At 48.6% G+C, this 12,954-nt stretch carries 13 protein-coding genes; all 13 read left to right on the forward strand.

The genetic code is table 11. The annotated features are described in order from the left end of the window. Positions 1–9 precede the first annotated feature (9 nt). Complete coding sequence (locus KJS69_RS11405; RefSeq protein ID WP_213583885.1) at positions 10–1,422, forward strand: flagellar assembly protein A; 1,413 nt, start codon at positions 10–12, stop codon at positions 1,420–1,422. A gap of 39 nt (positions 1,423–1,461) precedes the next feature. Beyond that, on the forward strand, positions 1,462–1,782 hold the full coding sequence (locus KJS69_RS11410; RefSeq protein ID WP_213583886.1) for a hypothetical protein: 321 nt from the start codon (positions 1,462–1,464) through the stop codon (positions 1,780–1,782). Positions 1,783–1,919: 137 nt separating this feature from the next. Then, positions 1,920–2,507 carry a DUF6115 domain-containing protein gene (locus KJS69_RS11415; RefSeq protein WP_213583887.1) on the forward strand — a complete coding sequence of 196 codons (588 nt, stop codon included), beginning with the start codon at positions 1,920–1,922 and terminating at the stop codon, positions 2,505–2,507. Further along, positions 2,488–3,012, forward strand: coding sequence for a hypothetical protein (locus tag KJS69_RS11420; RefSeq protein ID WP_213583888.1), 525 nt, complete (start codon positions 2,488–2,490; stop codon positions 3,010–3,012). The genes KJS69_RS11415 and KJS69_RS11420 overlap by 20 nt, the downstream gene beginning before the upstream one ends. A gap of 310 nt (positions 3,013–3,322) precedes the next feature. Further along, positions 3,323–4,021: a 30S ribosomal protein S2 gene (gene rpsB, locus KJS69_RS11425; RefSeq protein WP_213583889.1), complete on the forward strand. Its 699-nt coding sequence runs from the start codon at positions 3,323–3,325 to the stop codon at positions 4,019–4,021. A gap of 191 nt (positions 4,022–4,212) precedes the next feature. Continuing rightward, the gene (tsf, locus tag KJS69_RS11430) at positions 4,213–4,863 is read left to right on the forward strand and encodes a translation elongation factor Ts (protein WP_213583890.1); all 651 of its coding nucleotides are present in this window, start codon (positions 4,213–4,215) and stop codon (positions 4,861–4,863) included. Positions 4,864–4,976: 113 nt separating this feature from the next. After that, positions 4,977–5,705, forward strand: a complete 729-nt coding sequence (pyrH, locus tag KJS69_RS11435) for a UMP kinase (RefSeq protein WP_213583891.1) — start codon at positions 4,977–4,979, stop codon at positions 5,703–5,705. Further along, on the forward strand, positions 5,705–6,259 hold the full coding sequence (frr, locus tag KJS69_RS11440; protein ID WP_213583892.1) for a ribosome recycling factor: 555 nt from the start codon (positions 5,705–5,707) through the stop codon (positions 6,257–6,259). The genes pyrH and frr overlap by 1 nt, the downstream gene beginning before the upstream one ends. A 170-nt stretch (positions 6,260–6,429) precedes the next feature. After that, complete coding sequence (locus tag KJS69_RS11445; RefSeq protein WP_213583893.1) at positions 6,430–7,194, forward strand: undecaprenyl pyrophosphate synthase; 765 nt, start codon at positions 6,430–6,432, stop codon at positions 7,192–7,194. Between the two features lie 21 nt (positions 7,195–7,215). Next, complete coding sequence (locus KJS69_RS11450) at positions 7,216–8,013, forward strand: phosphatidate cytidylyltransferase (RefSeq protein ID WP_213583894.1); 798 nt, start codon at positions 7,216–7,218, stop codon at positions 8,011–8,013. Between the two features lie 11 nt (positions 8,014–8,024). Then, positions 8,025–9,173 carry a 1-deoxy-D-xylulose-5-phosphate reductoisomerase gene (locus tag KJS69_RS11455; protein ID WP_213583895.1) on the forward strand — a complete coding sequence of 383 codons (1,149 nt, stop codon included), beginning with the start codon at positions 8,025–8,027 and terminating at the stop codon, positions 9,171–9,173. 769 nt (positions 9,174–9,942) lie between these two features. Beyond that, positions 9,943–11,202, forward strand: coding sequence for an RIP metalloprotease RseP (gene rseP, locus KJS69_RS11460; protein WP_213583896.1), 1,260 nt, complete (start codon positions 9,943–9,945; stop codon positions 11,200–11,202). 33 nt (positions 11,203–11,235) lie between these two features. Then, positions 11,236–12,684 carry a proline--tRNA ligase gene (gene proS / locus KJS69_RS11465; protein WP_213583897.1) on the forward strand — a complete coding sequence of 483 codons (1,449 nt, stop codon included), beginning with the start codon at positions 11,236–11,238 and terminating at the stop codon, positions 12,682–12,684. The last annotated feature ends 270 nt before the right edge of the window (positions 12,685–12,954 follow it).

Raw genomic sequence — 12,954 nt, forward strand, 5'->3', positions numbered from 1 at the left:
TGGATTACTATGAACCCTCATTCAGCCTCTAACGACTACTACATTGAAGTAACGGTGTCTAACGACAAATTGGAAGCCTTCCTGGATTTTTCTAACTGCGGGGAAGATATGGTCTGTACCGTTCAACAGTTAGAAGCGCTGCTTAAAAACCACTCGATAAGCTATGGGATTGATTACGCGAGAATTGTGCAGATAGCGACCGACATCGGGCCCTACTTAAAGCGGAAAATTGTCATTGCTTCGGGAGATCCGCCCCAGCCGGGCAAGGATGGAATAATCAGTTACTTGTTTGATCTGAAAGATCAAGCCAAGAAACCTGCTGTTTTGGAGGATGGCTCCGTCGATTTCCGGGAAGTGACCACGATCCACAATGTTCGAAAAGGGGAGCTGCTGGCCCGCAGAATTCCGCCAACCGAAGGAATACCCGGCAAAGCGGTAACCGGCGAGGTTATTAGGGCGAGGAACGGCAAGGAAGCCAGATTCAAGATTGGAAAAAATGTAGTTACCGATAAAGAGAACCAACAACTGTATTCGGCTATTGATGGTGTGATCAGCCATACTGGACATGGACAAATCAACGTATTTCCGGTCTATGAAGTAAATGGCGATGTCGATTATGGGATCGGGAATATTGACTTTATCGGAACGGTCGTCATTCGCGGGAACGTGCTGACCGGATTCAAGGTTAAGGCAGAGGGAGACATTCGCGTAACGGGCAGCGTAGAAGGTGCGGAAATGGAAGCCGGGGGCTCCATATTGATCAGCGCCGGAATATTAGGCCAAAATAAAGGCTTGATTCGAGCGGGGAAGACGGTCAGAAGCGCCTTCGTACAGGAAGGGAATGTCGAGGCCGGGGAAGACGTCATCATTTCCCAAAGTATTATGCATTCCAATGTGCGCGCCGGCCGAAGCGTGCAATGCGCGGGCGCCAAAGGATTGATCGTTGGCGGAAAAATTCAGGCCGGGGAATATGTCAGCGCCAGGACGATAGGGAATTCTCTATCTACGGCTACTGTAATAGAGGTGGGCGTGTTGCCCGAGGTGAGAAGCGAGCTGCTGCAATTAAAGGAGCAATTGAAGAGCAGCACCGACAATCTTCAGAAGACCGAGAAAGCGCTGACCCTGTTGGATCAATTGGCGGCGTCCGGCCAGATGTCGCCTGACAAAGTAGCGATGAGAGTCAAATTATCGAACACCAAGAAGCAAACATCCGAAGAAATTGAAATGAGCAAAGATCGAATTCTGCATTTGGAGAAAACATTGGAGGATACCGAGCTGGCCAAAATCGAGGCGACTTCGACCGTATATGGCGGAGTGAGACTGGTTATGGGACGTTATATTAAATCTACTAAAGATCCGGTCCAACGAGTTTATTTCCGAATCGATAACGGTGACATCGTCATGTATCCGCTCTTTCCGTAATAACGGCCACAAGACTCTTATTGAACTGGGGGAGAACGCATGAGCTTGAAATCGATCGATATGCAGCTTGCCGTCCATAAAAGCCCCGATGCCGGCATCAAACAAAATGAGATTCAGCAGAAGCCTGTTCAAGATCAGAGCCACCTTGCGAATCAGGCGGCAAAAGATACGGAGAAGGAGCGGAATGTCGCCGCAAAATCGGAAGCGGCCGAACAAGCCGGTATTCGAGACGGGGAGGAACGCCGTCATCGCAAAGGCGGGAACGAAAGAAGAAGGAGCAATAAAGACGACTCCAGCCCTGTGGAGGATAAAAAGTCCGAGCACCCGTACAAAGGCAAATTCATTGATTTGCAGTTATAGAGTTTGTCAAAAGTCCCCTATGGACTTCTATATTATTGGCATTACATATTTCATAGCCTTTGGAGTGGAGATGGAAGAACATCCACTTATGGGCTGAAGCTCATTAAAAGAATCCGATGGACAAAAAGGTGGACTCCATGAACGAACCTTGGGTTTACATTGTATTAATAGGAGCAGTTATCATCGTGCTTTCTCGTTTGCTTCCCATATCCCCCAAGACCTCTACGGACCTCGTTAAAGAGGTGGAGGAAACGATCGAGCAATTTGCGACAGAGCTCGAACTGGATAACGAAAGGCTGCTGGAGACGCTGGCCAGAATGAAGGAAGAGCATCATAGTGAGCTTCAAGGATTAAATCGCAAAATTGAGCAGCTGCATAAGCGGGATGAGTTGTTGGCCGAACGGATGGAGCAGTTTATGAAGGCTAACACGGCCTCTTCCTCCGAAAGCAAGCCGGACAAGAGTGCGGCCCCTGTGGAAGCGGTTCCTGATAAAGCTCCGGAGAAGGCATCATTGGCTGAGTCAAGTCAGACTCTGCCGGAGACCGTTACAAGTCGCGACGGAATGAATCTGAAACAAAGATACCCGGAGCTGTTTGCTTTATACGAGCAAGGAAAGTCTATAGAGGTTATCGCCCGCAAATTTGGAATGAATAAAGGGGAAGTCAATTTGATCGTGCAGTTGGGCAAACAGGAGGAGAACAGCCATGAGCGCGTCCAGGCATAGATCGTTTTGGTCCGGTTTAGGCAGTGGTCTTGTTGCCGGGGCTTTGCTGCTGCAGGTGATGAACATTGCAGTGAACAGCGAAAGTCCGTCTCGAGGCGGGGATATCGGAGATGTTGAGGCCGTGGAGATCGATTGGAAGGAGCGGGCGGAGGAGGCCGGCTTCGCGATCTATCCTGCTGATGTTAAGCTGTATACACAAACTGAGCTGGACGAGCAATTAAGGCTTGCCCAAGCGCGCGCAGCAGCCGAAGAACAGGGAACGGAGGCTCCGGCTGATTCCGAATCAGCAGCCGAATCGCCAGATGTTACTGTAGCTATAGTCGCAGGCATGCTCGCCTCCGATGTTGCTGCTGCTTTGGAAACTGCCGGAGTTATTGAAGACAGCCATGAGTTTGAGCTTAGACTGAAAGAACTGAAGAAAACCCCAAAAATACGAAGCGGGACTTACTCCTTCCCTCCTGGGGAATCCATCGACGCCATCATTGATCGAATTTCATTCGAATAAAGAGACTTTTGCCCTGGCGGTGAAAGTCTCTTTTGTCCATGTATAGAATTTTGTAGGTTTTTGCTTTCCGGATCCCTTCAATTTTATATGGGTGCTCATTCCCGAACAATCCCCCAAAGGCGTTTTTCACACTTTAGTGTCTGTGGAAGCACATTTTGTTGCATCGCTAATTTGAATATGGTATATTTATTGACGGTGTTAAGAACACACGCCATTTAATTGGAATCAGGGTGCTTTCTATAAGGAAGTCTTTTTCCAAGATGAGAGTGGCGGAGGGAACTATAAAACCAATCAGAGGAGGTGTGTGAGGATGGCAGTTATCTCCATGAAACAGCTATTGGAAGCTGGGGTTCATTTTGGTCACCAGACCCGTCGTTGGAACCCGAAAATGGATAAATACATCTTCACGGAAAGAAACGGAATTTATATTATTGACCTGCAAAAGACGGTTAAGAAAGTGGAAGAAGCTTATAACTTCGTAAAGTCAGTAGCTGGCGAAGGCGGAACTTTCTTATTCGTAGGTACTAAGAAGCAGGCTCAAGATTCGGTGAAGGAAGAAGCGGAACGCTGTGGAATGTTCTACATTAACCAGCGCTGGCTGGGCGGTACGCTGACTAACTTCTCTACAATCCAAAAGCGGATTAATCGTCTGCACGAGCTGGAAAAATGGGAAGAGGACGGCACGTTTGAAGTTCTGCCTAAGAAAGAAGTCATCTTGCTCCGCAAGGAAAAAGAACGTCTCGAGAAGTTTTTGGGCGGAATCAAGAACATGAAAGGTCTTCCTAGCGCTTTGTTCGTCATCGATCCACGCAAAGAGCGTATCGCCGTTGCGGAAGCTCGCAAGCTGGGAATTCCGATCGTCGGAATCGTTGATACGAACTGTGATCCGGACGAAATTGACTACGTCATTCCGGGGAACGATGATGCGATTCGCGCAGTGAAGCTGCTGACTTCCAAAATGGCCGAGGCGGTTATTGAAGCGAATCAAGGCGAGCAAACGACCGCATAATCTAATAAGATGAATTGAAAAGGGTGGGTTGAAGGTGTAATAACCTATCGCCACCCTTTTTTTAAACATTATTTAATTGTTTAGTTCCGGGGCTCCCCGCAAAGTACTTGGAATACGCTTCGAAGGCCATACGTCACTTTGTGGGGATTCTATAGCAAGGCTTAAGCCAACATGTCGAGGAGGAAGAACAAATGGCAGTAACAGCTGCAATGGTTAAAGAATTGCGCGAAAAAACAGGCGCAGGAATGTTAGATTGTAAAAAAGCTTTGGAGGAAACCAACGGTGACGTAGCCAAAGCGGTAGAAACATTGCGTGAAAAAGGATTGGCGGCTGCTGCCAACAAAGCTGGACGGATCGCTACAGAAGGTGCAGTTCAATCCTACATTCATGCCGGCGGTAAAGTGGGAGTTCTGGTTGAAGTCAACTGTGAGACAGACTTTGTCGCCAAGACGGATGACTTTAAAGACTTCGTTAAAGACATCGCCATGCAGATCGCAGCAATCAACCCGCGTTATGTAAGACGTGAAGAAGTACCTCAAGAAGAGCTGGAGAAGGAAAAAGAAATTTTACGCGCTCAAGCTTTAAATGAAGGAAAGCCGGAGCATATCGTTGATAAAATGGTAGAAGGCCGCATCAGTAAATTCTATGAGGAATTTTGTCTGATGGAGCAAGCCTTTATTAAAGATCCTGACAAAACGATCTCCACCTTGTTGAATGAGAAAATCAGCAAAATTGGGGAGAACATTTCCATTCGCCGCTTTGTTCGTTATGAATTGGGAGAAGGCATGGAGAAGAAGCAGGAAAACTTCGCTGAAGAAGTAATGTCTCAAACGAAAATGTAATAACAATGGCGTTAAGTTGGAACACCATCCGTGTTCCTTCTTTTTTAGCCGCATCAGGCTGCACGAATGCTTGAACAACGGATCACAAACTATCTTCACTGGAGGTACCTACGTTGGAACAACCCATTTTTAAGCGAATTGTATTGAAATTGAGCGGTGAGGCACTTGCCGGGCAGCAGGGATACGGGATAGATTCTGCCATGATTACTTCTATTGCGGAGCAAGTTAAGACGGTCCATGATCTGAATCTGGAAATCGCCATCGTCGTCGGCGGGGGCAATATTTGGCGGGGGATTGCCGGCAGTGCCAAAGGAATTGACCGTGCCACTGCGGATTATATGGGTATGCTGGCTACGGTCATGAATTCGCTCGCTCTCCAGGACGCTTTGGAAAACGTGGGGGTTCCTACTCGCGTTCAAACATCGATTGAAATGCAGCAGGTTGCGGAACCTTACATACGCAGACGAGCGATCCGTCATCTGGAAAAAGGACGGGTGGTCATCTTTGCGGCGGGAACCGGAAATCCTTATTTCTCTACAGACACAACCGCGGCTTTACGGGCTGCGGAAATCGAAGCCGAAGTCATCCTGATGGGTAAAAATAAAGTGGACGGAGTATACAGTGCAGATCCGTTTGTTGACAAGGATGCAGTCAAGTTTGATAAATTAACGTATATGGAAGTGATCAGCAACAATTTGGGAGTTATGGATTCAACCGCCTCCTCCTTATGCATGGATAACGATATTCCGTTGATTGTGTTTTCCATAACGGATGAAAGCAATATTAAACGTGTTGTATTAGGCGAAAAAATCGGAACGATAGTAAAAGGGAGTGTATCTTAATGCCGCAGTCGATTAAGAAAAATGCTGAAGAACGTATGCAAAAAGCATTAGCCTCGCTCGGAAAAGAGCTTGCCTCCTTAAGGGCCGGACGGGCGACACCCGGTCTGATGGACCGAATTCAGGCTGAATATTACGGAGCGTTGACCCCGATTAATCAGCTGGCTAATATTACAACCCCCGATCCCCGCACCTTGTTAATTCAACCTTGGGATAAGTCCTCCATCGCTGCCATCGAGAAAGCTATTATGAAGTCAGACCTCGGGCTAACCCCTGCTAATGATGGAAGCTCTATCCGTATTGTTATTCCTCCGCTTACTGCTGAAAGAAGAGGAGAACTGGTCAAGCTGACACGCAAATCGGGAGAGGAAGCCAAGGTAGCGGTCCGCAATATTCGCCGAGATGCGAATGATGAAATTAAAAAGCTGGAAAAAACGGATATTTCCGAAGACGAATCCCGCAGGCATCAAGATGACATTCAGAAAATGACCGATAAATATGTGGCGGAGGTAGACAAGATCCTCGCAGCAAAAGAGAAGGAAATTACCGAAGTCTAGTGTTGCGCCTTGTTGACAACCCCCTTCGTTGAGGGGGGCCTTTTAGCTTTTTTTGGATATTATTCTGCGATACTGCCGCGGCAGTTATCCGTTCGGCAGCATCTTCGATCAAGCTTCGGTAACCATAGCTTTGCTGACCGTTTTTCTAAACCTTTATGGGGGATACAACAATGTCTCAAAAGAAATTTTGGTTTGGCAAAAAAAAGCAAGTCGATAGCCAAAGCGACCTCACGGAGGACAACATACCCCGTCATGTCGCCATTATTATGGATGGTAATGGAAGATGGGCGAGACGAAGAGGACTGCCGCGTGTGGCAGGACATCATTCAGGGATGAAGAATGTCAAGAAGATCACTATAGCGGCAGACGATATCGGCGTCGAGATTTTAACGCTGTACGCGTTTTCTACAGAAAATTGGAAAAGACCCCAAGATGAAGTCGATTACTTAATGAGTCTTCCCCAGGAATTTTTCCCGCTGGAAATTGAAGAATTGATCGAAAAGAATGTACGGATCCGCATGACCGGTTGGAAGGAAGGAGTCCCGGGGCACACACTGGAAGCGGTGGAGAATGCCATAGAACGGACGAAGCATAATACCGGTTTAATTCTGAACTTCGCTTTTAATTACGGCAGCCGCAAAGAGATGACCGAAGCAATGAGAGCGATGGTGCGCGACGTTCAGTTAGGAAAGCTCAAGCCGGAAGACATTACCGAAGAGGAATATTCCAATCGTCTGCAGACGTCGGGCCTGCCCGATCCGGATCTCCTTATTCGGACAAGCGGAGAATTGCGGATCAGCAACTTCATGCTGTGGCAGCTGGCCTATACAGAATTGTGGTTCACCGATTTATATTGGCCGGAATTTTCGGAAAATCATTTTTTCGAAGCAATCAGGGAATATCAGAACCGGGTCCGCCGCTACGGGGGACTGTAGCTCATTCGTTGGAGGATGGACATGAAGACGAGAATTGTAACCGGTGTAGTGGCCGGAGCGCTGTTTATAACGTTTTTGCTGCTAGGCGGTTACTGGTTTGCCGGCCTGGTGCTCGGGCTCGCCGTTGTCGGACTCGGGGAATATTTGCGCATGTACAAGCTCAGGAACCATTTTCCGCTGTTCGTCATCGGTTTTATCTTTATGGTTACTTTCGTTTTTATGGCGAATACAGAGCTCTTCAGCGGCAAATTGGGTTTAATCGGCCTTGTCTGGCTGCTGCTGTTTGTACTTCTAGTGACTACGGTCGCTACCAAAAACAAAACGACGATCGATCAGATTTCCTCCGTATTCGCGGGGGCTGTATATATTGGCTTAGGCTTTCATTATATGATTTATTCCCGTAACCTTGAGCCTAACGGACTGTTTTGGACGCTGCTTATTTTTGTATGCATCTGGGCGTCCGATTCAGGCGCTTATTTTGCGGGCCGTGCGTTCGGGAAACGATTGCTGTGGCCAACCATAAGCCCGAATAAAACGATTGAGGGGGCGTTGGGCGGAATCGTGTTGGCGATTATTGCGGCGCTATGCTTCTCCTGGGCCAAGCCGGAGCTGCTCCCGCTAGGCAACGCTATTTATTTAGGAGCGGTTATTGCGGTGGTCGGTCAACTCGGCGATCTCATTCAATCGGCTTACAAGAGGGTAAAAGGGATCAAGGATACGGGCAACATCCTGCCTGGACACGGGGGGGTGCTGGATCGGGTGGACAGCTGGCTGATCGTATTCCCGTTTGTGCACCTGCTATCGCTTATCCCAATTTAGGAGGGATCGCAGTGGTCAAAAGAATTTCGATATTAGGCTCTACCGGATCCATAGGGACACAAACGTTGGACGTCATTGCCCATGATTCGGATAGTTACATAGTAGAAGGCTTGGCCGCAGGCGCAAACCTTCCTTTGTTTATTGAACAAATCAAGCAGTTCCGACCGAAGAAGGTGTCCGTAGCGAGCAAGGAACTGGCTGAGCAGTTGAAGATGATGATTCCATCCTCCACCGAAGTATTATACGGTGAGGAAGGAGTCATGGAAGTCGCCGCGGGCACCGATGCTGATTTGTTGGTCACCGCGGTCGTCGGCAGTCAAGGGCTTAAACCGACATTGGCTGCCATTGAAGCGGGCAAGCAGATTGGAATCGCCAACAAGGAAACGCTAGTCAGCGCCGGGCATTTGGTCACCCAGCTTGCGGCTAAACACGAAGTTGCGCTGCTGCCCGTGGACAGCGAGCATTCCGCCATATTCCAATGCTTGAACGGGGAATCTCCGGCGGCCATTTCCAAGCTAACGCTGACGGCATCAGGCGGAGCCTTCCGGGATAAAAGCCGGGAAGAGCTTCACGGGGTAACATTGGAAGATGCGCTTAAGCATCCGAACTGGTCTATGGGAGCCAAACTAACGATCGATTCAGCTACGATGGCGAACAAAGGTTTGGAAGTGATCGAGGCTCATTGGCTGTTCCGGATGCCTTATGACCGGATCGAGGTTATCCTTCATCAGGAGAGCACCATCCATTCCATGGTTGAATTTGTCGATAACAGCGTTATCGCTCAATTGGGAAATCCGGATATGAGGGTTCCGATTCAATACGCCCTGACCTATCCGAAACGCAAGAAAACGCCGACGACACCGCTTAATTTAGCGCAGCTGGGGAAGCTGCATTTCAAGCCAATGGACATGCAGCGTTTTCCGTGTCTGGCTATGGCTTATGAGAGCGGACGCTTGGGAGGCACCGCACCGACAGTGTTTAATGCGGCCAACGAAGTAGCCGTCGCCCGGTTTATGCGAGGGGAAATTACTTTCCTGCAAATCGAGGCCATTATTTATCAGTTGCTGGATCAACATCAACTGGTCATTTCGCCCGATCTGGGGCAGGTGCTGGAAACCGATGCCTGGGCTAGAGAAATCGCCGGCCGAATCGCTTTCTAACCGCTCATAGTGAGGGCTAGCCGGGTTTCGCCCGGCTTTTTCTATGGGGCGGTTTCATGGAACGGATCTCTAGCCCATGGTCACAAGTATGGGTTGAACCATATACTCGGCACTAAAGATTTCAAAGCTCATGAAGAGGAGAAAGAAAGATGCTTCCAGGGCGAGTTTTGGCTTTGTATTCCTACCTTCCGAAGGCCCATCCATATAGAAGGAATCTGTTGGTCGGGGTCCCCGAAAAGTAATGTATAAACCTTTTTCGAAGCAAAGTCAGGGGGATCGACCGCGCTTAGAGGAGGGTTTAGACGCCGACCGTGTTACGGTGCGGACGGAATTCACTACGAAGCATATCCTCACTTTTTGGGGAAGGAGTATGATGTTTGAAGCTTCGGAGGCACTTTCCTTCGGAACGGAATGATCGCTTTCTTTAGTGCCGCTTATATAGCGGTTAACAGGATAGCAGGATTATGAATAGTTAGGCCAAGTTTGTACATATAAATGGGTATAGCCAGCCCGGCTTGTATTGGAAATGGAAAACATGTTAATCTTAGAACAGTAAAAGAGCGAGTTCGAAATTACGGCTCAGCACCCGATAAGGCTGCGCGAAGCTTAAGAGCGCAGAATCGTTGCTGTATTTCCGGCGCCACTCAAGCATTGTCTGCAGGGCATTGGCTGGATACGGAACCCGGATCACTGTGGATTCCAGGGAATTACGGGATACGGAAACAATACTGTTCGGAAATACATTACCGTTAGCTGGGAGGAACCAAGATTGGAGTATGTACAAATCGGTTTGCAAATTATCCTCATGTTTTTCGTGTTGGTTACTCTTCATGAATGGGGACACTTTTATTTCGCCAAGCGGGCGGGCATTCTAGTCAGGGAATTCGCCATTGGCTTCGGGCCGAAATTGTTTACCTTTAAGAAAGGCGAGACCAAATATACGCTCAGACTGCTGCCGATCGGAGGCTTTGTCCGGATGGCGGGTGAAGATCCGGAAATCGTGGAAATATCGCCGGGACAAACGATAGGGGTTTATATCGATAAAGAGATGGTGACTCATCTGTTTTTGGATAAGCTCGATCAGCGCTCGGACATTCTGCTCGGTGAAGTGGTCCGTATTGATTTAGAGAAAGAGTTATTTGTAGAACTGATGGCTGATGGTGAAACGGTGCGCTATCCGATTCATCCTCAAGCTATGATGGTGGCTCGGGAAAGAGAAACCCAGATTGCCCCATGGGATCGTCAGTTCGGAAGCAAGAAGGTCGGACAACGCGCGTTAGCGATTTTTGCCGGGCCATTAATGAATTTCATTCTTGCGTTTGTGCTGTTTTTAATCTTTATGTTTATGAATGGGGTCCCGGTCAATGTGACTCTGGGCGGTATTGAGCCCGCATCTCCTGCGGAGAAGGCTGGACTTGCGGCGGGAGATATTATTCGGGAAGTTAACGGGGAGCCGATCGGCACGGATCGCAACAAACTGATGGAATTGATTAGCGATTCCGCCGGACAGCCGATGACCTGGGTTATTGAGCGGAATCAGGAGCAGCTGAGCAAAGAAGTGATCCCGCGGGACAAAACTTCTACAGAACCTTTAGTAGGCGTTTCGCTTGCTTTTGGGACACGTTCGGTACAGATCGGTGAAGCTTTTGCCGGAGCTTGGGACAACATGGTGATGGTGACCAAACAAATTATGATTGGCTTCAAAATGCTGGTGTTCGGTCAATTCTCTATGGATGACCTGGGAGGGCCGGTTCGGATTGTCGAGGTGACAGGAGAATATGCCGCCGCTGGCGCTGCTCCAATGATTTATTGGTCCGCTCTGCTTAGCTTGTATTTAGGTATTTTTAACCTGCTGCCCATTCCGGCGCTCGATGGAAGTCGGCTAGTATTTTTAGGCATTGAAGCTGTGCGGGGGAAACCGATCGATCCGAATCGCGAGAGCCTGGTTCATTTTATCGGATTTGCGATGCTTATGCTATTGATGATCGCTGTAACCTATAACGATATTTTAAGGCTCATTAAAGGATAAAGTGTTTGGGGAATAGAAGGCTGGAGGTCGCTTATGTCTAACGAAAAGCAATTTGTTAAAGAAATTACGCCGCAAAGTGAAGATTTTTCCAGATGGTATCTGGATGTTATTCGCAAAGCTGATTTGATGAGCTACTCACCGGTCAGGGGATGCATCGTCTTCAAACCGGACAGCTACGAAATATGGGAGCTCTGCCAGAAAGAATTGGACGCCCGCTTTAAGGAAACCGGGCACCGCAATGCTTATTTTCCGCTCTTTATTCCAGAAAGCTTTTTTCAAAAAGAAAAGGAGCATGTTGAAGGCTTCAATCCGGAGCTGCCATGGGTAACTGAGGCAGGGGGAGAGAAGCTGGAGGAAAGATTGGCGATCCGCCCGACCTCGGAGACGATGATCGGACATATGTATGCGGAATGGATTCATTCTTACCGCGATCTTCCGTTGTTGATCAATCAATGGGCTAACGTCGTACGTTGGGAAAAAAGAACGCAGCCATTTCTGAGAACAAGCGAGTTTCTGTGGCAGGAAGGACATACCGCACATGAGGATGAAGCAGATGCGCGCCGGGAAACGATGCAAATGCTGGAAATTTACCGTGAATTTGTCGAGAATATATTAGCTATTCCGGTCATAGTGGGTAAAAAGACGCCATCGGAGAAATTCGCCGGGGCCGTCGATACGTACTCGATCGAAGCCATGATGAAGGATGGTAAAGCAGTGCAGGCAGGAACCTCCCATTACATGGGAACTAATTTCGCCGTCGCCTTCGACATTAAATATTTGGATCGCGACAATCAGCATCAGTTTGCGCATACGACTTCCTGGGGAGTCAGCACCCGGTTGATCGGAGCGATGATTATGGTGCATGGGGACGATCGCGGCCTGGTTCTGCCGCCGAAAGTGGCTCCGACTCAAGTCGTTATGATTCCAATAGGACCGCCCAAATCAAGGGATCCCGTGGTTGCACGTACGAATGAACTGTTCGCCGAGCTTAAGCAAGCGGGAATTCGCGTGAAGGTGGACGATCGTCCCGATCAGAGCCCGGGCTGGAAGTTCAATGAATACGAAATGAGAGGGATTCCGATCCGAATTGAACTCGGTCCGAGAGATATGGAGAAGGGACAAGTAGTTCTCGTCTCGCGGGTCAACGGGGAGAAGCGGATGGTCAGCCAGGAGCACATCGTTGAAGAAGTGAAGCAAATGCTGGAAGATGTGCATCAGCAGATGTATGCTAACGCTAAAGCTTTTGCTGAAGAAAACTTTGGATCCGTTGACCAATTGGATGATTTAAAGCGATTTATGGACAACAAGCGTGGATTTGTCTGGGCGGGCTGGTGCGGATCCGCTGCATGCGAGGCGCAAGTTAAGGATGAGACCGGGGCGACAAGCCGCAACATTCCTTTTGAACCGAAAGAGGTTAAGAGCCATTGTCTCGTTTGCGGAGAGAAAGCGGAACACACGGTAGTCTTCGGGCGATCTTACTAATCGGTACCGTTGGAAAGACCATTTGTAACCCAAAGAGGGCTTTATGAACCGCCTCAAATTAGATACAATAAGAGGGCAAAGGATGACGGACAGGATTCCAATGTCCTTTTTCTTTGCTGTTATAGATTTTATAAGTTTCGGGGCTCCCCGCAAAGTAATAGGAATACGCTTCGAAGGCATACGTCACTTTGTGGGGTTATGTTATCAGAATAAAGAAGCGACCATAGAGCTTTGGCTTATGGACGCCTGCGGATAATACCGGGGAGGTGG

Origin of the sequence: Paenibacillus sp. J2TS4 (assembly GCF_018403245.1) — a bacterium.
Lineage (GTDB): Bacteria > Bacillota > Bacilli > Paenibacillales > NBRC-103111 > Paenibacillus_L.